Origin of the sequence: Paenibacillus sp. FSL H8-0034 (assembly GCF_038000305.1) — a bacterium.
GTDB lineage: Bacteria > Bacillota > Bacilli > Paenibacillales > NBRC-103111 > Paenibacillus_S.
Window position 1 is genome coordinate 1,143,445 of the sequence record NZ_JBBOBS010000001.1, and the last position, 23,835, is coordinate 1,167,279.

At 47.0% G+C, this 23,835-nt stretch carries 18 protein-coding genes; 13 read left to right on the top strand and 5 right to left on the bottom strand.

The features are described 5' to 3' along the window. The first annotated feature begins 66 nt into the window (after positions 1-66). From NST47_RS05240 to NST47_RS05265, 6 genes are all read left to right on the top strand, one after another. Positions 67-7,386: a fibronectin type III domain-containing protein gene (locus tag NST47_RS05240; protein ID WP_341154187.1), complete on the top strand. Its 7,320-nt coding sequence runs from the start codon at positions 67-69 to the stop codon at positions 7,384-7,386. A gap of 141 nt (positions 7,387-7,527) precedes the next feature. Continuing rightward, complete coding sequence (locus NST47_RS05245) at positions 7,528-7,959, top strand: RrF2 family transcriptional regulator (RefSeq protein WP_341154188.1); 432 nt, start codon at positions 7,528-7,530, stop codon at positions 7,957-7,959. A 194-nt stretch (positions 7,960-8,153) separates the two neighbouring features. Next, positions 8,154-8,537 carry a group-specific protein gene (locus NST47_RS05250; RefSeq protein ID WP_341154189.1) on the top strand — a complete coding sequence of 128 codons (384 nt, stop codon included), beginning with the start codon at positions 8,154-8,156 and terminating at the stop codon, positions 8,535-8,537. Positions 8,538-8,568: 31 nt separating this feature from the next. Continuing rightward, a complete protein-coding gene (trxA, locus tag NST47_RS05255; protein WP_076237737.1) occupies positions 8,569-8,889 on the top strand; it encodes a thioredoxin in 321 nt (106 codons plus the stop codon). Between the two features lie 274 nt (positions 8,890-9,163). Continuing rightward, on the top strand, positions 9,164-10,021 hold the full coding sequence (locus NST47_RS05260) for a sugar phosphate isomerase/epimerase family protein (RefSeq protein WP_341154190.1): 858 nt from the start codon (positions 9,164-9,166) through the stop codon (positions 10,019-10,021). Between the two features lie 254 nt (positions 10,022-10,275). Next, positions 10,276-11,373, top strand: coding sequence for a DUF3048 domain-containing protein (locus NST47_RS05265; protein ID WP_341154191.1), 1,098 nt, complete (start codon positions 10,276-10,278; stop codon positions 11,371-11,373). Between the two features lie 163 nt (positions 11,374-11,536). Here NST47_RS05265 and NST47_RS05270 read toward each other — a convergent pair whose 3' ends face one another. Then, positions 11,537-12,490 carry a tyrosine-type recombinase/integrase gene (locus NST47_RS05270; protein ID WP_341154192.1) on the bottom strand — a complete coding sequence of 318 codons (954 nt, stop codon included), beginning with the start codon at positions 12,488-12,490 and terminating at the stop codon, positions 11,537-11,539. 126 nt (positions 12,491-12,616) lie between these two features. On the opposite strand from NST47_RS05270, the gene NST47_RS05275 reads away from it, so the two are divergent. The 3 genes from NST47_RS05275 to NST47_RS05285 all read left to right on the top strand — a co-directional run bounded on the left by NST47_RS05275 (position 12,617) and on the right by NST47_RS05285 (position 14,342). Continuing rightward, the gene (locus NST47_RS05275; RefSeq protein ID WP_341154193.1) at positions 12,617-13,201 is read left to right on the top strand and encodes an HD-GYP domain-containing protein; all 585 of its coding nucleotides are present in this window, start codon (positions 12,617-12,619) and stop codon (positions 13,199-13,201) included. Positions 13,202-13,220: 19 nt separating this feature from the next. Next, positions 13,221-13,649 (top strand): chemotaxis protein CheW, encoded by a 429-nt coding sequence (locus NST47_RS05280; RefSeq protein ID WP_262687766.1) that lies wholly within the window; start codon positions 13,221-13,223, stop codon positions 13,647-13,649. A 210-nt stretch (positions 13,650-13,859) separates the two neighbouring features. After that, positions 13,860-14,342 carry a C40 family peptidase gene (locus NST47_RS05285; RefSeq protein WP_341154194.1) on the top strand — a complete coding sequence of 161 codons (483 nt, stop codon included), beginning with the start codon at positions 13,860-13,862 and terminating at the stop codon, positions 14,340-14,342. Between the two features lie 63 nt (positions 14,343-14,405). Here the strand turns inward: NST47_RS05285 and NST47_RS05290 are convergent, their stop codons facing one another. Together NST47_RS05290 and NST47_RS05295 are read right to left on the bottom strand one after the other, a co-directional pair. Next, positions 14,406-15,839 (bottom strand): sensor histidine kinase, encoded by a 1,434-nt coding sequence (locus NST47_RS05290; protein ID WP_341154195.1) that lies wholly within the window; start codon positions 15,837-15,839, stop codon positions 14,406-14,408. Beyond that, positions 15,839-16,558 (bottom strand): response regulator transcription factor, encoded by a 720-nt coding sequence (locus NST47_RS05295; RefSeq protein WP_341154196.1) that lies wholly within the window; start codon positions 16,556-16,558, stop codon positions 15,839-15,841. Before NST47_RS05295 ends, NST47_RS05290 begins: the two co-directional genes overlap by 1 nt. Before the next feature lie 236 nt (positions 16,559-16,794). Here NST47_RS05295 and NST47_RS05300 point away from each other — a divergent pair, with 236 nt between their 5' ends. Next, positions 16,795-17,481 (top strand): FadR/GntR family transcriptional regulator, encoded by a 687-nt coding sequence (locus tag NST47_RS05300; protein ID WP_341154197.1) that lies wholly within the window; start codon positions 16,795-16,797, stop codon positions 17,479-17,481. Continuing rightward, complete coding sequence (gene dgoD, locus NST47_RS05305) at positions 17,471-18,619, top strand: galactonate dehydratase (protein ID WP_076235701.1); 1,149 nt, start codon at positions 17,471-17,473, stop codon at positions 18,617-18,619. Before NST47_RS05300 ends, dgoD begins: the two co-directional genes overlap by 11 nt. An 87-nt stretch (positions 18,620-18,706) precedes the next feature. Here the strand turns inward: dgoD and NST47_RS05310 are convergent, their stop codons facing one another. Further along, the gene (locus tag NST47_RS05310; protein ID WP_341154198.1) at positions 18,707-20,059 is read right to left on the bottom strand and encodes an aminotransferase-like domain-containing protein; all 1,353 of its coding nucleotides are present in this window, start codon (positions 20,057-20,059) and stop codon (positions 18,707-18,709) included. Between the two features lie 45 nt (positions 20,060-20,104). Between NST47_RS05310 and NST47_RS05315 the strand changes: the two genes are divergently transcribed. Continuing rightward, entirely contained in the window at positions 20,105-21,136 is a 1,032-nt protein-coding gene (locus NST47_RS05315; protein WP_341154199.1) for a DMT family transporter, read from the top strand. A gap of 135 nt (positions 21,137-21,271) precedes the next feature. Further along, positions 21,272-23,104, top strand: coding sequence for an S-layer homology domain-containing protein (locus NST47_RS05320; RefSeq protein WP_341154200.1), 1,833 nt, complete (start codon positions 21,272-21,274; stop codon positions 23,102-23,104). Between the two features lie 68 nt (positions 23,105-23,172). On the opposite strand, the gene NST47_RS05325 is transcribed toward NST47_RS05320, so the two are convergent. Then, on the bottom strand, positions 23,173-23,616 hold the full coding sequence (locus tag NST47_RS05325) for a general stress protein (RefSeq protein ID WP_341154201.1): 444 nt from the start codon (positions 23,614-23,616) through the stop codon (positions 23,173-23,175). Positions 23,617-23,835 lie beyond the last annotated feature (219 nt).

Genomic DNA, 23,835 nt, shown 5'->3' on the forward strand with positions numbered 1-23,835 from the left:
CAAATAGTATCATCGAGAATGGCTATCAGCTGTAAAAGGGCAGGTACCTGTAGAGGAGGTTTGTGTATGAAGCTATGGATTCGTGATGGTATTTTCAAAGCTTATTTATCCGTACTATTGGTTATTACGTTAATTTTTCCACAGATGGATCTGAAAGCGGTTTCGGCAGAAGCTGTTGACAAGCAGCTGTTTTATGATGGATTCGAATATGGGGATAATGTGACAGTGCCGACGGATACCACGCTATGGACTCAGGATGGAGGAACCAGTGTCGTCAAGACTACGGCAAGCGGCAAACGGACGGGCAGCTATGGTGCCAAAATAGATTCCAAGGACTCGCTAACGCTGCATTTGAGCACTGTAGGCTATAAGGATATTTACGTAAGCTATTGGTATAAAGCCAGTAGTGTAACGGCTGGGGGCATCAAGGCGGAATATTCGGTGGATGGCGGCACGAACTGGTTATTGCTGCAATCGATTACGGCCAACCAGAGTACATTTGTGCAGAAATCCTATACGCTCAGCGCACCGGCGTATACATCGGCCGACAATCTTGCAGACGTCAGGGTGCGTTTTCGTGTAGACCCAAGCATCACCCTTGCGGGAAATATTTATTTGGACGATGTCGAGGTCAGGGGAACGTCTATGACGGAGGCACCTCCATTGCCAGACCCGGAAGGACCGGAGCTTGAGATTTATACAGAAAATTTTGATGATCCCGACAATTTCGGTTCAAGCGGAGGTGTTGTGATTCCAGCGCCATGGGTGCAGGAGGGTGCCAATGGGAGCGCAGCCAAGACATCTTCATCATCAAGTGCTCCTTCTTTACCGAATATGGTCAAAATGGATAGCAGCGATGCATTGGCACTACCGCTCGATTTAACTGGATATGGCAACATCAAGCTGAGTTATTACACAAGAGCATCCTCCTATACGGCCGGAAGCATCATTACCGAATGGTCTGCTAATGGAGGCGTGACCTGGACAACACTAGAAGAGTATAAGCTGCCAGCAGGAACGACCAGCGAGCCCAATACCCAAAAGCTCTGGACACTCGGAAAAGGAGCCAACAGCAATACGAGCGTCAAAATTCGGTTTCGGGTTGGAGATGTTGTAAACGCCAATATGTATATCGACAGCGTGTCGATATCAGGTCAGGCCATTCCCGGTATTCCACCGGCAGCATCGCCGGTTCCTGTCACGCCGCCACCTACCGATCCGACTCCCTATATCCCTCCGGCAGGTGTGAAAATGTATGAGGATGTGCAGATTGGCACGGCAGGGACCCGGCCCCTCTATGCATCGATTGCAGTTCCTGAAACAGCTCCGGCTGCGGCAATGCCCGTTATGGTATATATCCATGGAGGAGGCTGGAATCACGGAGACCGGAAGCAGGCGCTCAGCAATATTAGCAGCTATGTCGCCAAGCGTGGGTATATCGGTGTCTCACTTGATTACAGGCTCACGCCTGAAGCGCCCTACCCGGCGCAAATTCAGGATGTAAAGCTTGCTATTCGATACTTAAGGGCGAATGCGGCGTTGTACCATCTTGATCCTTCTCGGATCGGAGTTTGGGGCTCATCCGCGGGAGGGCACCTGGCAGCTCTGTTGGGAACGACGGGAGATTTGATGACCACCGACCAAGTTCTTTTGGACAACGGGCATACGGTTCCTGTACCTGATCTTGAAGGCTCAGGCGGATGGCCGGAATACTCGGACAAAGTGCAGGCCGTAGCGGATTGGTTTGGACCTGCGGATTTTACGACGGAATTTGCCAACAGCTACAGCTCGGTCACGGCGCTTTTGGGTGGACGTAAGGCCTTTACTGTACCGGATGAGGCAAGGACAGCGATGCCCGGTACGTATGCTACCCCTGACGATCCACCGTTCTGGATTCGCCACGGTGATGCCGATGCAACCATTCCCTATACGGATAGTGTGAAGTTTGCTAGTCAACTGAGAGCGGCTGGAGTCAATGTTGTCGATTTCAGTCTTGTGCCGGGTCAAGGCCACGGTTTTACCGGCGACGCATCGGATCAAGCTAACGCTGAAGCTTGGATTTTTATGGATAAATATGTAAAAAATAAAATAGTTACCGAGCCTATTCTATATAAAACGGGAAATCCGCCTTCTGGAAACCCTTCGATCACTTTGAATAAGACATCACTCACACTGGCACCGAATGAATCAAGCGAGCTTACCGCAATCATAACACCTGCTGACCCATCAGGCTCAGCATTCATCTGGACGTCTTCAGACAGCCATGTGGCAGCGGTAGCATCTAGCGGGCCTGCAGCTGCCACTGTAACCGCGTTAAGTCCTGGCAAGGCGATAATAAGAGCAGCATCAACGGTCTCGCAGCAGGTATACGCGGAGAGTGAGATTACGGTTACCGAGCCACCTGTCGATCCAGGCAATATCGTTTACCTGGATAAAGGGAGCCTGACGCCGACGGATGACGCAGTCATTGACAGCAGCAAGGCCACTACCAATTATGATTCCGCAACCGGCAGCAGTGCCGGACTATTCAGTGTTTCCTCTGGAGGCACGAACAAGAAGTACGTTTACTTCAAGTACGATGTTTCTGGATACAGCAGCCCGGATTACAAGTATACGTTTAACGTCGCTGCCAAAAAAGGTTCATCCAACACGGACGTGGCCTTATCCCTCTATGGCATCGAGGATACAGGGTGGACCGAGTCGACACTGACCTGGAGTAATGCGCCCTTAACGAATTTGGCTTCCGCGTCCTACATTGACAAATTTACGGTTACAGCCGATAACACGGGCAGTCCGCAATTATATAGTGTGGATGTATCGGCCTATGTGAGGAGCAAGTTGTCCAGAGGCGGCAAGGTAGCTTTTGTACTTGCAGATGCTTCGAACACAGGGATTTCATTAAACATTTACTCCAAGGAAGCGAATGGCACGAGCAATCCGCGGCCGAAGCTTGTTGTACAGGAGCCTGTCGATCTTTCAAGCGATAAGGAGCCGCCATCATGGCCGAACAGCAGCAGCTTGTCCGCAGCTAATTTGGGAACGGACTTCATTCATTTGTCATGGCCTGCAGCTACCGATAACAAAGCGGTAACGCAGTACCGGATCTACAAAAATGATGTATTGCTGACTACTGTTAGCGGAACAGCCTACCATGTCACGGGACTAATCCCTGGGACGGCCTATACCTTCAAGGTAGAAGCCGGAGATCTCTCGAATAACTTTACTCCGTCACCGCTAACCTTAAGCAGGACGACACTATCAGCGCCCATTACGCCGATTCCAGTCGAGGGTGTAGTGGCAGGAGGCAGTGATGGCAATATAGAGATCAATACGATCGATAACAATTTGTTCACCCGCTGGTCAGCTTCTGGAGACGGACAATGGATACTATATGATTTGGGTGAAAGCAAGCGAATTGGTTATGTGGGCATTGCATTTTATAAGGGCGACCAACGTGCAACAAATCTAGCCATTGAAACGTCTGACGATGGGAAGGTATGGTCAGAACGATTTGCGGGTTCGAGCAGTGGCAAAACGACCGACATGCAGGCGTTTGATATACAGGATCAGGATGCGAGATATGTGCGGATTGTCGGTCGCGGCAATTCGGATGGGAGTGCATTTACAAGCATAACCGAAGTGCATATTTACGCACCGTTTGCTAACGGAGATACACCGGTTGCGAGCATTCCTTATTTTATCCCGGGTCCTCCCCCGGGTGCTGTGCCCTTTACAGTACCAGGAATGAAAAATGCAGATGGCACGGAGCATCCCATTCATACGGCTCATGCAGTAACGGGGCGGACACTCAATGTGCTTGATTATGGCGCGAATCCTGCCGACAATGCAGCTGATGATCGCCAAGCTATTCAGGCAGCGATTAATGCAGCTGTAGCAGGCGATGAGGTGCTGCTGCCGAACGGAACCTACAATTTGAATTCGTCCCCCGATGGATTGATTAACTTGACGTTGAAGACGGGTGTTAATCTGCGTGGGGAGAGCCAGTCCGGAACGATTTTAAAAACAGCGTTGAACAAAATCAAAAATAGTGCCATGCTCAAAGTGTCCGGACAGCATGATCTGATGATTTCCAATCTGACCTTAACGTCCACCTGGGACGGAGCGTATTCTACGGATCATAAAGTCAATAACCCGGCCTCGGGCGGACCTGACAGCATGCTGGTCATTGCCAACTATGGAGATACACCTTCCTATCATGTAACGATGGATCATCTGATCGTGGAAAAGTTCACACGGATGGGCATACGGATTGATAACAGCCACGACGCGGTTGTCCGAAACAGTATCTTCCGTAATGCCACTGATGTCGGCCCTGGTGGTTCAGGCTACGGTGTTGCCATTCAAGGTACTGCCAAGGTCGATCGATTGGGCTTCGATAACGATACCCGGTGGAATCTTGTGGAGAATTCATCCTTTGAAGGTCCTTACCTGCGGCATGGAGCGCTTATTCAATTTGTCGCACATAACAATTTAATCAGAAACAATCTTTTTAGTAGAACCAAGCTGGATGCCATCGATCTTCATGGCGAGCTTGAATATTTAAATGAAATTACCGGAAATACCGTTACCGATATTCTTACCGGTGGGGCAGTAGGTCTCGGCAACACAGGGGGGACTGCGCCAAGCAATCATAGCAAATCGGGCCCCAAAAACTTTATTCACGATAATACAATCCGTAACACGCGGGAAGGTATTGTCGTGACGATGGGTACGCCGGATACGATCATCCACAACAATTTGATTGAGCTTACAACCAACATCGATGGGGCGGCCGGAATTCGGATATTAAACGGACCCGGCACTGTCATTACTAACAATCTTATTCGCGGCAACACAGCCAATGGCTATTGGGGCATCCTGCTGGAGCACGATAACGGAGATCAAAATGCCGGTTATATCGGAGCGGGCGATCCAAGTCATGTACAGATCATCGGCAATACATTAACTGGGAATTCCAACGGTATTCAAATTAAAGCGGGCACAGGCATCGAAGTACGCAGCAATACGGTGAACAGTCTCAATGTCAACTATGTGAAAAGCGAAAGCGCACAGGTTGTCGAAGAGTGGCCGTCTGGGAACACGGATACAACACCACCATCCTGGCCAAATGGCCTGACGTTAAGTGCAGCGAATATTACACAGACGGGGGCGGTGCTAAGCTGGCCAGCGGCAGCGAATAATATCGGCGTGAGCGGATACAAGGTTTATAAGGACAGCGTGCTGTTGGCTACGGTCACAGGCACCACCTACAGCTACACGGTTAGCGGATTGAGCCCGGGCATGACATACAGTTTCAGTATTAAAGCAACTGATGCCGCTGGCCTTGATAGCCTGCCGCTCAACGTGAACGTGACGACAGAGCAAGGCACGCCACCGATTGTGCCGCCAGCTGAGGGGGATTCGACACCACCATCCTGGCCAAATGGCCTGACGTTAAGTGCCGCGAATATCACGCAGACGGGGGCGGTGCTAAGCTGGCCAGCGGCAGCGGATAATATCGGCGTGAGCGGATACAAGGTTTATAAGGACAGCGTGCTGTTGGCTACGGTCACAGGCACCACCTACAGCTACACGGTCAGCGGATTGAGCGCGGGTATGACGTACAGTTTCGATGTTAGAGCGACTGATGCCGCTGGCATTGATAGCCAGCCGCTCAACATGAGCGTGACAACGCAGCAAGGGACAACGCTTCCTCCGGTTGTACCGTCGGACACAACACCACCGTTCTGGCCGAGCGGAGCGCTGCTAAGCTTATCGAATGTTTCGCAGCGAAGCCTGACCTTAAGCTGGCCGGCAGCAGCTGATAATATAGGGGTTACAGCATATAGAATTATCCAGGATGGTGTATCAATAGAGACCATCAAAGAAACGAGTTATAACGTGACAGGATTAATCCCAAGCAAAACCTATGACTACAGTATTGTCCCACTGGACGGAGCGGGAAATGCAGGCGGTGCGTTAACAGTTTCTGCAAGAATGATTCAGAATCGTTCGAATACTTCAACCTCCTCAGGCTCTGCCTCAGCTGGATCTGGTTCGGCTGTAGGCGGAGATAATACCAGCACCAGTGCACAAGTCGATGGCACTCCGGGACCTAAGGGTGCAGAAGTAGAAGGTTCAGCAATTACGCTCATCCCAGAAAAATCCGCGGAGGGAGCAACGACAGACCATTTTATAGTGAACACAGCAGGCCTATCAAAAGCTTTGGAGAGCATTAAAGACAAAGATGCCTCCGAACAGATCATTTCAATACAAGTAAAAGGTACAGGAACAGCAGCCACCGTAGAGCTGCCGTCCGCAGCTATTCATGAAGCCATGCAGCATGTACCCAATGCCATGATCTCCATTCAATCCGGCGCAGTTACCTATAATCTGCCCATTAAGGTGATTGATATTGCAGCGGCAGCTAAGGCTCTGGGAAGCGATACAAAAGATGTGCAAATCCATCTAACAATTGAAAAAGTAGCGGGTCCGATGGCTGATGAAGTACAACGAGGAGCGCTCCATGCAGGACTCACTCTAGCTGGCGGCGACAAGCCTAAGATCATCCGGTTTGACTTAACTGCTTCAGCATGCGGCAAAACCATAACGATTCATAGCTTTGGTACCACATATGTCACAAGATCCATAATATTGGATCACAGCATTGATTCGAGCAAAGCGACGGCGGTGCTGTATGACCCAGTGAATCAAGAGATGACCTTTGTTCCGGCTGTTTTCAGCAGTGATAACGGAAGTGGAGGCACACAAATCATAATCAAAAATCGTTCTAACAGCATCTATACCATTGTGGAGTCCAATAAAACCTTTATCGATGTAAGCAACCATTGGGCCAAGGCAGATATTGAGCTTCTTGCCGCCAAGCTTCTGGTTAGGGGGGAGACAGACACTACATTTGGTCCAGACCATACGATCACCCGAGCACAATTTGCGGCATTGTTGGTTGGGGCGCTTGGCCTTGGTAATGAGACTCGAACCGTTTTTATTGATATGAATGGGAGTGAGTGGTTTGCAGGTGCAGTGGGTGCCGCAGCACAAGCTGGTCTTGTCACAGGCTTTGAGGACAGAACCTTTAAACCGGATACAGGAATAACCCGTGAACAAATGGCATTGATGTTAGTGCGTGCCATGTCTATGGCTGGTACAACATATAATGAACAAGGAGATCGAACCGAATTATTATCGAAGTTTGACGACAAGGATGAGATCAGCAGTTGGGCGCAATTGGCTGTTGCTCAAGCAGTCGGAGCGAGTATACTTAATGGACAGAGTGACAATAAGTTTGGTTCGTTCGCGAATGCGACCCGGGCAGAGGCAGTCGTGATGTTAAAACGCTTTTTACAATTTGAAGGATTCATTAATTGAATATCCAGTGCAACCCTCGCTTCCTAGTGAAGCGGGGTGACTTTTGCAAAGGCAGTTTATCCTCTTGACAGAATCAACTGTAATCGATATAATAACAGTATAAGGTGAAGGCAGCAAGTAGTATCGTCAGGAGGATATCTAATGAATAGCGAATTTACAATAGCGGTTCATAGTCTGACGCTTCTTGCTTACAAGCCTGAGCATATGGCAACCAGCGATATGATAGCACACAATGTTTGTACCCATCCGGCAAGAGTGCGCAAAGTCATGGCGCTGCTTCGCAAGCAAGGTTATGTTGGAGCCAAGGAAGGTATCGGCGGCGGATTTATACTAAAATGCGAGCCTGATCAAGTCACATTGGGTGAGATTTATCAGCTAACTTCACTCGGCTCTGTGAAACCGGGTTGGTGTTCAGGTGATATCGAGCAGGAATGTATGGTTGCATGTAATATGGCTTCAGTTATGGAGGGTATTTTTATGAACGCAGAGCGTCAGATGATTGAGTACTTCAATCAGTGGACCATACTTGATGTATTGATCCAGGTCCGTAAGGAACAGCAGAGTAAGGCTTAGCGTAGAATATTGCCTGTATAGTATAGGCAAAACCGATGCTATTCTATACTTAAACTGTAACTAATATCATTATAGTTATTGGCATCATATGCCTTCATGAAAATATTTACAATTTAACACTTTCTATTGATTAAACATAGGTTATAAATGGGTAATCTTGTAACAGAAAGATTTCGGAGGGGAGAGTGGCAAGCATGGAATGGGCAAAACAAACAATGATCGGCGTTGGGGACTGGGTTGGAGGGACCTCAATCGAGGATGAAAAAATTATCGGCTACGTAGATTCAATGGATGCGTATGGAACTGTGAAAGTGATGGTCACGCAATCGGATCGTCAGGAAGCTGTCGGGCACATCGTTAACAGCAAGAGGTTCAAGCTGGAAAAGCTTGATGAATACACACCTACCCATGAGTCTGATGTACTCAGTTTGATGGATTTGGCATTGATGACGAGGGACCAATTGTGGTTTGATGAGCTGGGCTCCACTCTCCGCAGCATTCAGTCCAAGAGACAGAATGATTCTTCCAAAGAAACGACAGGTTTTAAGCATGCTTCAAGAAGAATAAAAATCGATTAATAATGAATCATATAAATAAGGAGTGATAGTTATGGCAATCGTAAAAGTAGCAGATGATAATTTTAAAGAAACCATTGGTCAGGATGGATTGGTACTCGTAGATTTCTGGGCACCGTGGTGCGGTCCCTGCAAAATGATTGCACCCGTACTGGAGGAAATGAATGGGAAATTGGGAGACCAATTGACCATTGCCAAAATGAATGTTGACGATAACCCGGAAACTCCAGGAGCTTATGGTATCATGAGTATTCCGACTCTCAAATTGTTCAAGAATGGTGTAGAGGTTTCCAGTGTTGTCGGCTTCAAACCGCTTCAGGATATGCTGGCTTGGGTTGAACCACATTTGGCATAAATTTGTTACTATACTCACGGATTAATCATACAGCAAATCGCTATAATAGAAGTTGCCGGAGCCATCCAGCTGCCCTTACAGAAGCAGCGGACACGGGTCCGGCTTTTGCCGTTTATTTCTGAATTCATAGCTTCAAACTTGGACCAGAGCTGCGAAAATGGTGTTCAAGTTTACTGAATATTCCGATTGTTCACGTTAACATAGATTAATTGGTTGCACTTTGCTATACTTTTAATCGTAGGAGAAGTCCATAATAAGGCTAGGAGGGTTCGCCATGAAATTGTCCGTTTTCACCGTAGTAACGCCTGATTTGACACCGGAAGAGCTGGCAGCAGCCGCTAAGGAAGCAGGAATCGAAGGTATTGAGTGGCGTTTTAAAGAAGTTCCACAGGATGCGAAGGATGAGTCGCCCTCTTTTTGGCGCAACAATCTGTGTTCCATAGATCCATCAGCAACCGATGCTGAACTGGATCGGTTTGCCAGTGCTGCACGAAATAACGGCTTGCAAACCGTCAGTGTCACTCCATACTTACAAGCTGGTGATCTAAAAAGCACGGAGCGTGTGCTGCAGGTAGCCCAAAAACTGGGTGCAAGTACGATTCGTGTTGGTGTTCCGAGCTACGATGGCACAAAGCATTATAACGAACTGTTCCAATTGGCTAGTGAGTATATCAAAGGTGTAGAGCCGTTGGCCAAGCAGTATGGCGTAAAATGCCTGGTTGAAACCCATCACAACACGATTACGGCAAGTGCTTCCGCGGCCTATCGGCTAGTTAGCAACTCCGATCCTGCTCATATTGGCGTCTTGTTTGATCCAGGCAACATGGTCCACGAGGGTTATGAGAATTTCCGCATGGGTATGGAGCTGCTGGGACCTTATCTGGCACATGTGCATATTAAAAATACAGGCTGGAAAAAGGCCGACGTACGTGAAGACGGATCGCAAGCATGGACTTCTTACTGGGAGCCCAATCTGCAAGGTATCGTGAACTGGCGTCAAGTATTAACAGATTTGAAGGCAGTTGGTTACGATGGATATCTTGGTGTTGAGGATTTCAGCGGATTGTACGGTTCGAAGGAATTATTAAAGAAATATGGCGAGCAAACGCGTGAAATATTGGCCAGCATTTAATTAATTAAGCAAAATGTATACCCACTGAGTACAAAATAACCTTCCAAAATCACGGTTAATGTGAAATTGGAGGGTTATTTGTTTTGAACTGCATTCCTGTTGTTGTTCTGGCTGGTGGAATTGGAGATAATAGAATTGGCTGAACAATTGCCTTCAGCTTTTCTTAGCCGCAACCGCAGTCCTTCGTTCTTATTTGGGTAATAAAGAGTACAATTTATTGATTACATCTGTACTTTGGAAGGAGGTATTGGAGTGTGGTTCAAAAAGTTGCTGTATCTCTGATCGTCTGCGGCGTATTAGCGATGGCTACAGCTTCATGCGGTATAAATAAGGATAATCCTGCCGCTGTGGTTGTAGTACCTGCCCCTGATGAGACCGTCACGCATGAGTTTCAACCGCCTGTTATAAACAAACCTCAACTTCCGGAATATGTATGGCCACTCACGGGCACAGAAGCGCCAAGTGCAACCACAAATCGGCCTTTTATGGTCATGGTTAATAATGCACCGCAAGCGAGACCCCAGTCCGGGCTCAGCTATGCAGACGTATTGTTTGAAGTACTGGCAGAGGGGGAAATCACTCGCTTGGTAGCCGTTTACCAAAGTAAACATTGGGATGGGCCGATTGGCCCAGTTCGAAGCATCCGTCCTTATTACATAAATTTGGGGAAAATGATGGACGCGGTACCTGTTCATGCAGGAGGAAGCCCAGATGCGTATACGGAATTATCAGCACAAAAACTCGAACATATGGACGAAATTACGAATGCGGGACCTTTTTTTTGGCGGGACGCTGCCCGTAAGGCGCCACATAATTTATATACCAGTCTGGACAATCTCGAAGCCGGAGTTAGGAAAATGGGCATTCGAGAGCTCAGTCAGAATCTGCAGGCACAGGCTACATTCATGGCAGAAACTACTGCGGAAGCACATGAAAACCGTCTTACCCGAATTAACGTTACCTTTTTGCTAAATAACTATGTGGTTTCTTATCAATATGACCCAGAGAGCCGACTATATAAGCGATTTATCAACGATTCACCGCATTTGGATATATCTAACCTTGTGCAGCTAACCGCAGCCAACGTGGTTGTCATTGAAGCTGAGCATACTATTTTGGACGATGAGGGTCGTCGTGATGTTGGACTTGTTGGCAGCGGCAAGGGGTATCTGTTTCAGAGAGACAAAGTGCAATCCGTGAGATGGGAAAGATCAGTAGAGCAGGATCATTTCCATTTATTTCAAGAAAATCAGGAGCTTGGCTTATATCCAGGCACGACTCATGTATTAGTTGTACCGAATAAACCGACTTTCGAAGGACATATTCAGATTATTGGGCATGAAAAAAATTAAATGTCGCACAATAACTGTTGTGCGACATTTATATGCAGATTAATGCAGATTAATGTACATTTTTGTCAAAATATTACTCAATAAAGTATAGTTCAAATGCCCTATCAAATCAACACTTTTGTTAATTTTTTGATATCTTGGATACGATCCTCTAAAAAGAATTTTATAAATATTCATTCAAACTCTCATGTACAAAATCGGGTGCTGCCTTTTTCAACTGCTCAACCGTATGTAAATAACGCTGTGTTGTATTGATATGAGAATGTCCCAAATTTTCCTGAACCTGTTGCAGGGAAGCGCCGTATAGTAGTGCTAATGTAGCATTCGTATGCCGAAGCCAATGGGGTGTGAAGCTCTTACCCAAGTCGCATTGTCTGCTTGCTTGTTGGATAATACGCTCGATTTGCCTTCCCGATAATGGGAAAAGCCTTTGTTCATTTTTGTTATCTGGCTTATCGGATTTGAGATGCTGGAGTAACAGTTCCCAGAGAGGCTGCGGAACTTTGATTGTTCGCTGTTTGCCACCCTTTCCATCCATCACAGTTAACCACATGGAGGCCTCCATAGCATCTTTACTAAAATGGTTCCATTCGATGGAACTAAGCTCGGACAAGCGCAATCCTGTTAAAATAAAGGTTAATCCGATCAAATAATCCCGATCACTTTGCTTTTTTAACTGATTGAGCAGACTGCCTACTTCCTGCTTGGTCAGATAATGATTCTTGCTGTTAACCTGAATCGTGGGCATGCGTACACATGATGTGGGATTCATTTTGAACAAAGCAATATTGGGATCACTTCCCCATTTATAAAGAGAACGAAGTGGTGCAATAAAGCTCGCAACCGTGGCTGAAGCCAACGGTTTTTTGTTTTGGCTATAATAGCCTCTCATCAGGCCGATTTTGTAAACTTCGATTTCTTGCCAGGTTACTTCCGATAAGGATTTGCGGGAAATGAACTGACGGAATCGCTCTATAGCCTGCTTATAATTGCGAATCGTATATTTGGAACGACTGCAAGTTGCTAAGAACATATCGATAATCTGATCGTCTGTGTAGGGTTCCTGTTGCTGTTCATATTGGGATACCGGAGTAAATGCGGATACTTGATTAATCAATGGTTCTCCTCCTTTTTGTCGCACAACAGTTATTGTACGACATGACTGGAGGGAGCGTAATCCCCCACCAGTAGGATATATGTAAATGTGTGTCGTATTTTGTTGGAGGGTGGTGCAAAATGTCAAATGCAATACACGTTGATGATTGATGAAATGAATCAACTGATGGACAAGGACAGCCTAACATACGACCACAGTGTCAGAGTCTCCTCATTGGCCAAAGTGATGGCCCGCGGTTTAAATCTGAATGAACGACAAACCAATCATTTGGTAACTGGCTGTTTTTTGCATGATATCGGCAAGCTGCGTATTCCTGTAGAGATATTGAACAAAACATCTGCATTGGCGCCGCATGAGTGGGATTTGATGAAGTTTCATCCGAGCATAGGAGCCAAGCTATTGCAAGAGTATAGACATCTGGATAAAGAGATCATAGAAATTGTCCAATTTCATCATGAGCGTTGGAATGGCGAAGGTTACCCCACTGGTATAAGCGGACACAATATTCCGGATTTTGCTCGAATTTGTGCGATTATTGACGCGTTTGATTGTATGGTTTCGAATCGTCCGTATCGGCAAGGAATGTCAGTCGGAGAAGCAACCAATCAGCTGTTATTGCATGCCGGCCAGCAATTTGATGAACATTATGTGCGTATTTTTATCCAACTGTTTCATCTGGAGCCTTTGGGTTCCCGCAATGATCCTAAATAATTCTTCCGGAGATGACAAGATGAGCATTCTTTTACAAGAGCAATATATTGAAATCGTGCTGGGTAAGGCTTATTATGCACTAGCCACTCAAGAGGTGGATAAGATTATCAAAATGCAGACCATTTTCGATACTCCTGAAGACAATTCCTATTTACGAGGATTTATATATTTACGTGAAAAAGCCATACCCGTTATTAGTTTGCGTACACTCTTTGGTATGACAGAAGAGGTTTTTACCCCAGCCACGCGTATTATTATTCACAAACATCATCGTGAATCCATAGGCTTTATCGTCGATCAGGTAAACAAAGTGTCGGTCTATGAGAACATACAGCCTGTGCGGGATAAATTAGGCTCTGTAAAAGGTACTTATTTTAAAGGAACTACGAATCGTGATGGTGTGCCGGTGGGCGTTTTGAACATGAATGAGATTGTTGCGCATGCGTAAATCACAAGCAGTACAGGCATTTGCACTGTCAACCCCCTGAAGATTAAAATTTTCTTATCTGATTCTAATAGAGTGATTGAAAGCCAGAAGCAGCAAGGGATCGTTAAGCCCTTGGTAGATGCTGGCTTTTTTTTGCGTGTTATACTCGTTGCATGACAGGGTACAGCCCACTAGGAATTCAATTTTTTGTTAAAACAGGAGGGAATATAAATGAAATTTTTGAACAAGCAGCACATCGGTAAAACATTGATCGCCACTACAGTCAGCTTATCCATGTTATTCTCGGTTTCTGCCATGATTCCGTCGAATACAGCATACGCATACAGCGCATCCAAAGCTAATTCGGTTATTGCTACGGGTAAAAAATATATAGGTGTACCTTACAAATTTGGTGCGACATCGGGACAGAGCCGTAACTTCGATTGTTCAACGTTCACGCAATTTGTATTTGCCAAGTATGGAATTCATCTTCCGCGTACCAGCCAGCAGCAATCGAAAGTAGGTACCTATGTGCCTAAGAGTCAATTGAAGCCGGGTGATTTGGTATTCTTCTATTCCCCAATCCATCATGTTGGGATCTATATCGGTAACGGCAAAGTGCTGCATACGTATGGGAAGCCGGGTGTTACGATATCGAATATGAACAACGCCTTCTGGAAATCTAAATATAAGACGGCACGCAGAGTACTTTAAGCTGGACAAGCTGTTAGTTGTAGGCTGATTAAGCAGCTTCAAAATGAATACTTTTGCCGCCATTCAACTCTCCGTCTCTTGCGACGGAGAGTTTTCGACGTGAGATTCTGGCGTGTCTGATACCTGCGTATCGTATCGGAGTGGCAGCTTCACGGTCACCTGAGTTCCTGCACCGACTGAGCTTGTAATGGTGACGGTTCCTTTATGGAGCCGGACGATATTGCGGGCAATAGCAAGCCCCAAGCCGCTGCCGCCAGTTTCACGGCTTCTGTCTTGATCGACGCGATAGAAGCGATCAAAGAGTCGCGGGATCTCCGTGATTTCTACACCGATCCCTTGATCAATGACCTGCAGCACAATGATGTGCTCATCCCGCTGATCCTTGATCAGCTTGATACGGACCGGCTTTTGGCTGTATTTAATCGCATTATCAAGCAGAATGATAAGCAATTGTTTGATTTGTCCGGGATCTCCGTATAGAGGAATATTTGGCTGCTCGCTTTCTACTAGAATGGATCGATGAAACGCCTGCTGAAGTGCTGCTGCTGTTGTGCGCACAAGCTCGAACAAATCGAAGGTTTGCCATAGCTTTTGGCCTTCCGCTTCTGTATTGGCAAGTGTTAACAGGGACTGGGTCAGGTTGCGCAGTCGGGCTGCTTCGGATTGAATCGCTTCGATAGCTTCTTCCCGGAGCGCGGTATCGTTACCACCCCATCGTTTCAAGAGATCGGCATAGCTTTCAATAATGGTCAGAGGTGTTTTCAGCTCATGGGATGCATCGGCCAAAAACTGCTTTTGCCGATTGAAGTTGTGCTCAAGCTTGCCGATCATCGTATTGAAAGTGTGGACCAATTGTCCAAGCTCATCCTGCTGTCCATTAGGAGGAACTGCCATCTGCATGAACACACCGTTCTGCTGGTTGACCTCCATAATGAACGCGAGGCGATGTATCGGTCGTAAAATGACCCTTGTGTAATACATCCCGCTCATTAAGGAAAAGAAAGCCGCCCCAAGTGTTGTAAACATGAGTACAGTAATAAGTACACGCAAATATTCATCCAGTGTATCCAATTCACGCCCCATCTGGAGTGCTCCCAGGGTTATGTTATTTTCATCGATGATGGGAGTTTGAATGTAAACGATCAGGGTATTGGCTGTTTTGATTGTTTTGGCAAACCCACGGGAGCTGAAGGTGGCCGGTATTTGGGTCAGCTGATCCTCAGAATGCAGATCAGCCTGTACTAGTGAGTTCGTATCGATAATCCGGATCATGGACTGTGGCGTAAGAAAAGGCCGAAGCCAGCCAATACGATTCCAACGTTCAGGGTTGTATAACCCAGGCTGCGACATGATGGGCTGAGCAGCTTCCCATAGAAGGCGGATTTCATTTTGGGTTGTCATGTTGACGACCGTGATGTAGGTAATCACATTGAAGAGCAGCAAAACCAGCAGCAAGGAAAAAGCGATCAACAGTGTTATTTTTGTGCGCAGCTTCACTAGGGTGTCTCACCATCTTTGACCAGATAGCCGACACCACGAAGCGTATGGATCAGCTTGTTGGGAAAGCCCTGGTCGATCTTCTGTCTTAAGTACCGGATGTACACATCCACTACATTTGTATCCCCGATAAATTCATATCCCCATACCTGTGACAAAATTTGTTCACGCGACATCACTTCCCCAGGTCGGCTTGCCAAGTAATAGAGCAAATCAAATTCTTTGGTTGTAAGCTCAATGGCTTGTGATTCCCGTTTCACCTGCCGGGTACGTATATTCATGCTTAAGCCATCTATATGAATTTCATCTCCGTGAGCACCCTCACTACCCGTAGGCTGCGTTTGAAGGCTTATTGCGGACATACGCAGCAGATTGCGAACACGTGCCAGCAGCTCCTCGATGGCAAATGGCTTCGTCATATAGTCATTGGCTCCCTGATCCAGACCACTGACGCGGTCGGGAACCGTATCCCGTGCTGTCAGCAGGATAATCGGGATTTGAATGCCTTGTTGTCGAATACGCCGGAGCACTTCAAGTCCATTCAGCTTTGGAAGCATGATATCTAGTAAAATGAGATCCCAATTTTGTTCCAGCGCAGCATCCAGTCCATCTCTGCCATTTTTGGCGCAATGCACCGAGTAGCCTTCATGCTCCAGTTCGAGCTGCAGGACCCGTGCAATTTTAATCTCGTCTTCAATGACCAAAATGCTGTGCTTCAAGCTGTTCACCCGCCCATGCTTGGTATGTATTGTACTTGTAGTATGCGGCTTGGGAGCAAAAAATATGAAGGACAGCAATGGAATGAAGTTAGTGTTCGGTTCGTCACGAAGTCAGGTGGAAATCTGCATATCGAAGGGCTGGGAGCCAAGGCAAAAAAAAGCTTGAAACATCATATGAATTGTAATATATTAATAACACATCATATGAATTTACGAAAAAATGAAGTGCAGGTGAGATGGTGAACAAAAAGTTAACGTATGAAACCGTCTACGATGAGATCAAACGGAATATCAAGGAAGGACATTGGAAGCAGGGTGAGCAGCTGCCGCCGCTAGAGCAGCTTTCGGCTGAGCTGGGTGTAGGCATTTCATCGGTTCGTGAAGCGGTCCGTATACTCGGAAAGCAAAAGATTTTACGAATTGAGCAGGGCCGCGGCACCTATGTGGAAAGTGAGCTGACAGAAACACCGGAACATCGATTGGACTTCCTGGAGCGGGCGACCATGCTGCAGCTAACGGAAGCGCGATTGATCATAGAGCCGGAGCTTGCCGCGATGGCTGCCGACAAAGCGACCCAGGAGGAAGCCGAAGCTATTATGGTGACGGCTGAGACGATGAAGCGCAAGGTGGAAAAAAAACGTGATTTTCTAAAGGAAGATATGGAGTTTCACGATCAAATCGCCAAAGCCTCGCACAACGAGATTATGTCCCATATGCTGGATCGGATGAGTGACTTGTTAGTGGACAGCCGACGTAAATCGATGAAATGGCAGGGGATGAATGAGAAAGCGTCTTCATTTCATTATTTGATCGCGCAGGCGATTATACAACGCAACCCGACACAGGCTCGAGCTTTGATGAAATGCCATTTGGAAGATATGCTAACTGAATTTCATAAGGGAGAGATTAAAAATGAAAATTAAATCGATGGAACTATTTAAAGTACCACCGCGTTGGCTGTTTTTGAAAATTACGACTGATGACGGAATTGTCGGCTGGGGTGAACCGGTCGTTGAGGGTAAGGCTGATACCGTACGGACGGCCGTAGAGGAAATGAGTGAATATTTGATTGGCAAGGACCCGGGCAATATTGAGGATTTGTGGCAGGTGCTGTACCGCGGCGGCTTTTATAGAGGCGGTCCGATCCTGAGCAGTGCCATTTCGGGGATCGAGCAGGCTTTGTGGGATATCAAAGGGAAAAAGCTGGGTGTGCCTGTCTATGATTTACTTGGCGGTCCTGTTCGCGACAAGATGCGTGTGTATGCATGGATCGGCGGCGACAAGCCATCTGACGTAGCGGAAGCTGCGAAGGAAAAGATTGCTCAGGGCTATACAGCTATTAAAATGAATGGTACCTCCGAGATGGAGTGGATTGATTCTCCTGCCAAAATTGAGGAAGCGGTGGAGCGTCTGGCTGCTGTTCGCTCAGCTATTGGCAATAGTAACGGAATCGGTGTCGACTTGCACGGACGCGTACATAAGACGATGGCCAAAGTGCTGATCAAGGAGATGGAACCGTTCAAACCGATGTTCATCGAAGAACCGGTATTAGCTGAAAATTATGAGGTCATTCATGAAATTACAAAAGGCTCCAGCGTACCGATTGCCACGGGCGAACGGATGTATACACGCTGGGACTTCAAACGACTACTGACACACGGCGGTGTCGATATTATCCAGCCTGACTTGAGCCATGCAGGCGGCATTTGGGAGGTTCGCAAAATCGCAGCGATGGCAGAGGCTTTTGACGTGGCAGTTGCCCCGCATTGTCCACTTGGACCAATTGCATTGGCGTCCTCGCTGCAGTTGGATTTCTGCACCCCGAATGCTTTTATTCAGGAACAAAGTCTGGGCATCCATTACAATCAGGGGTCTGATCTGTTGGACTATTTAGTCGATCCGGGAGTATTCGATTACGAGGGTGGTTTTGTAAAGCGGCTGACCAAACCAGGGTTGGGCATTGAAATTGATGAGGCAAAGGTACGTGAAATGGCTGCTATTGGTCATCAATGGCGCAATCCGGTATGGCGTAATGAGGATGGCGTTGTTACGGAGTGGTAGGAAGCTCATGAATTGAATCCTGAAGAGCTGTGTTTGCGCACAGCTCTTTTTGGGTTTTAACAGCGATTCGACTGAACATAAAGAGAATCATGCTTTTGTAGCAAAAGCCAGACACTTAACCATCGTACCTATCCCTTGTTCAATCGCAGAATCCTTCACATTGGAAACATTCAGCTTCAGAATCGGCGCCTTGGGGAAGTGTGGTAAAAAATGCTTATCAATCGCTTCGATGATAATGGAATGTGGCTTTAGCTGAGCCACGAGCCTGGAAATGGAAATCGTAGGGTTCAGCATGATATGGGTATGAATGCAAGGCTGCTTGGCTTGGGTAAAAGTGAACAAACCGGGATACAGATCACATAATCGCTGAAGCGTATCCGCCAGCAGTTGGGCCCGCTGTCCATAAGAGGAGCTGATGTGCTGCTTGTGCCGTTCGAACATCCCGCTTTTGAGATAAATTTCAAGCGCACCCTGTGATAGCATGGAGCTGTCGATATCGAGCAGACGCTTATAACGATTGAATAGATCCGCCAATACTTCGGGAATGACGGCGATACCAATACGTAAGCCAGGGAAAATAATTTTGGAATAGCTTTTCAAATAAATCACATGTTCCGTGGTATCATATGCATATAAAGGATCAGCCTTGCTGTCCTGCTCCAAATCAGCTAAATAATCATCCTCTACTATGTACACATCATATTTGCGGGCCAGCTCGACTATAGCGATTTTGTCCTCTTTGCTGTAGGAGCTGCCAAGTGGGTTCTGAAATCGGGGCATTGTATAAAAGAATTTGATATCCGCAGTGCGGAACAGCGTCTCCAGCTCCTGCAAATCAATGCCTTGAGCAGTTCTTGTGATGCCGATAACCGGAATTTGATGCGTTGTCAGATGCTCAATAAACAAATGATAGCTGGGCTGTTCGATCAAAATCGTCTGTTTTCGATTTGGAAAAGGCAGCGAGGTCAATATCGATAAAGCCTGCTGGATGCCAGAAACAATGAAAAGTCGGTTTTGACTTGTAAATACCTGATAATTCGCCAGCTGTTTATGAACAACCTGGATGAGAGAGGGCAGACCCTTGGAAGTGCCGTATACAAACAGATCGTTTTTGTACGTATCGATAGCTTTATTGATGCAATGCTGGAAATCCAGATAGGGGAAAATTTCGGAATCCGGAGCGGCCCCGGCAAAATCGATCCGAATCGGTTCCTCCTGTTCCACATTTACCGTACGCTTTACTACATAGTAACCGCTCTTCGGTATCGAATAAATTCGGTGCCGCTTCTCAAGCTCATCCATCGCCTTGATGACGGTGCTTTTGCTATAGCCATATTGCTCCGACAGCGTGCGAATGGATGGAAGCTTGTCCCCTTCTTTATATGGATGGCTTTTGATCAATGCCTCCAATTCATTCAACAGCAGCCCGTACTTCAGCATTTTTTCACTCCTCCGTGATAATCTGTATCGGTACAGATCGTTGTTTTGATCATTGTAGCACAGCTGATTTCCGGTTACTATGAAGCCATAACGGCCGATAAATCCAATGTACTGCATGCGTACAGAGAGAAGAATGGGAAAATGAACAACAAACCGAATCAAATCGTTTATGCAGCCGCGGCTCTTTACGCCTGCATCATAGGCTGCTCGTATTTATTTGTCAAATTGGCACTGGAATCTGCACATCCTGTGGACCTGCTGGCACATCGCTTTACAATATCGTTTGCGGCAGCTTCGATTCTGGTGCTGCTCGGCTGGTTTCGCTTAAACCTCAAGCTTAAGGAAGTTATGGCCATTGTGCCCTTGGTAGCGATCTATCCGGTACTGTTCTTTACGTTTCAAACTTATGGAATGGTTCATACATCATCATCCGAGGCGGGAATTATTCAGGCGACCGTCCCTATTTTTACACTGTTAATGGCGATGTATTGGCTAAAGGAAAGTCCAGGTATGCGTCAAAAACTATCAACCCTGTTATCCGTTGCAGGTGTCGCTTATTTGTTTGTGTCCAAGGGGATTCATTGGCAATCCGGTGGGTTTCAGGGGAACATGCTGATACTGGCCTCCGCGATTTCTTTAGCTGGCTATGGGGTACTTGCCAGAAAACTGCTGCGAAATATTAGTGCGACGAGCATCACCTTTACGATGACAGCTATCGGTTTTGTATTCTTTAATGGTATGAATATTGTACGTCATGTAGAAAACGGGACATTGGGGCAATATTTCGAGCCTTTTACGAACATGTGGTTCGTGGGTTCTATTCTTTATCTCGGTGTGATGGCTTCCTTGGGCTCTTCGTTTCTCTCCAATTATGCATTGTCAAAGATGGAGGCTTCCAAGATGAGTGTATTTAACAATGTATCGACGCTGGTTACCGTGACGAGCGGGATTATTTTTTTGCAGGAGCAGCTGACGTTGGATACGATGATCGGGGGCGCAGCCATCATTGCCGGAGTTATCGGTACTAATTGGAGACGGGCTGCGAAGCCAGCTGCTGCTAACAAGGTTTCTATATAGCCTTTTAGTGGTAATAGGAAAGTAGTGGCAATAAATAGGAAATACTAGATTCAGAATCGAAAAGGGGCGGCAAGTATGCGAGAGCCAAATCATCTAAAATCTGCTAACCGTCTGTTAAAAATGGAACGCTTACCCATGAATAATAGCTGGAGGGGCGTTATCGGCTTGCTGCTGTTAGCGGTTGTGCTCTTACTTATATTTTTGGCGTTCAAAATACCGAACAGAGTCCAGGCGGTCGGAATCGGAACGAAGCTTCCTGAGCATCTTAATCTGACCTGGCAGCATGATCCCAAAACTACCCAAAGCTTTACGTGGCGTACAGCACAGGGACGGTTGGGAACAGTTGTCGAATATATGCAAACCTCCGATTATGGCGGCTTTCCTTCCAATAGCGCTCAACACATTACAGGTACGGAGGTGCCGTTTCTCTCTGACGTGGGTGAGATGCTGATGCATGAGGCTGAGGCTGTTGATTTGCAGCCGGGTGTATCCTATACATATCGTGTGGGAAGTGGTAAGGATGGGGAATGGAGCGGTCCCTTTCAATTTGTAACGGCGCCTGAGGAGCAGCAGCCCTTTACTTTTTTATTTGTGTCTGATACACAAGCTGCGGCCGATCCAACGAGCGTTAGCGGGTATGGCGTTTGGGGCGAAATGCTGAATAAGGCGCTCGATCAACAGCCAGATGCACGTTTCCTGCTGCTTTCCGGTGATATTGTCGATGTTGGTTACTCGCAGGCACATTGGGAACGCTGGTTTGAAGCGGCCAAAGATAAGCTGCCTGGGCTCAATATGGTGCCAACGCTTGGCAATCATGATGTGTTGAAAACCGGAACGAAAAATTTTCGTGCCCAGTTCCAGCTGCCGCAAAACGGGCCTATAGGAGAGAAGGAGCTGGCATATTCTTTGGATTACGGTTCTGTGCATTTGGCCGTGCTCAATAGCGAGGGCAATTTATCGGCGCAGGCTGCCTGGCTTCGCGAGGATATGTTGGCTAGTGAACTGCCTTGGAAAATCGTTGCGTTCCATCGTTCGCCTTACCAGAGCCATGCCGCACGCGCGAGTCTTGATGTGAGAGATGCGTGGACACCGATCTTTGACGAAGCAGGGGTTGATCTCGTGCTGACAGGTCATGACCATGCCTATATGCGCAGCTGGCCATTATATAAAGGCCAAAATGTAGCAGAGGGAGAAGGCACTACCTATGTGATTGGAGGTACAGCAGGACCCAAGTTTTATGATATGGGTGACTACCCATGGATGAAGGTTAAATTTGATGATAATACGCAAATTTTTTCGGCAGTCACGGTGGCCAAAGAAGATTTAACGTTCAAAGTGACAGCTCGCGATGGCAGCAGCGTAGACTCGTTCACGATCCATAAGCCTGTTCCGGGACAGCGCTACGCGGATGTGACACCGTCTCACTGGGCCTACACTACGATTGACAACTTAAGTCGTGAGGGCATTGTGAATGGCGTGGAGCCGCTGCGCTTTCGGCCAAGCCAGGAAACGACTCGGGCGGAGTTTACCTCTATGCTAGCAAGGGCACTTCATTTGCCGGCTTCTCCTGCAGCTGCGCCCTTCAGCGATGTGTTGGAGAGCGATTGGTTTCAAGCTGTTGTGGCCTCAGCTGTGAAGGCCGGTCTGATACAGGGCAGCGATTCGAATCACTTTGCACCCAATGAACGGTTAACCCGTCAGGAGCTTGCGGTGCTGCTTGTACGCGCATATGATTCACAGGCACAGTCAGCAGTCCGTAACCGTTCTGGTACAGCTACTCAGCTATTATCATTTGCCGATCAGACCCAAGCGGCGGGCTGGGCTGCATCTTCGATTGAAGCGGCACTTGAGCTTAAGCTTCTGTCAGGGCGTACGGAAAGTCTTTTTGCGCCTGCGGCATTTGCCACTCGTGCCGAAACCGCCCGTGCTTTGGAGAATTTGTTAAGTTTACTCCATCAAGGCAAATAATCTTTAATGCCGCTGCATATCAAAAGCCATTCCTTATCATTACACATAGGGAATGGCTTTTTATTCAACTACCAGATTCCTCGTGTTCTCGTACGCTCTGTTGTGTAGATCCGCGTACGTTCTGCCACAGCAGTATCCTCTCGCCGCAGGCTTGTCCAATCCGTTTCCAGCCCATCCAGGTCAGCGTCATCATTCCATGCCATCACCATAATTTTACCTTTGTCCAGCTCTTGCTCATATCGATCCGCCTCTTCCTTGGATAGTCCTAAGGAGTGCATCTTGACACGCAGCTGGTCACCACGAGAACGAAATAAATTGGTGAACGTATTTGCAAGTCCTTGCTCATGCATACCCACTTTATTGGTTGACATTAATTTACTAAGACCTTCTGTAGTTCCATCATCATGGGCGATTACATAAATTTCCTCCAGTGTGTAACCTTCCCGTTGAAAAGCGCGTATCTCCATAATCGCCTGTTCCTCATGCGTCACCAATTTCACCTTGTTATTCATCATATCGCTCCTTTCTTTTTTACAAAAGAAAACGGTTTCATGAAGTCTTTCATCCATTAATTTTTCCAGCGCTTGGATAAAATATAAGGTTCATTAACCTTATAAATGGTAATTGAAACAAGTAACGTGATTCAATGCACCGACACAAGGTTACATACATAGTAGAACTAAGTTATACTTAACAGAGAATTAATTACGTAACTCAACTAATAAGGGGAC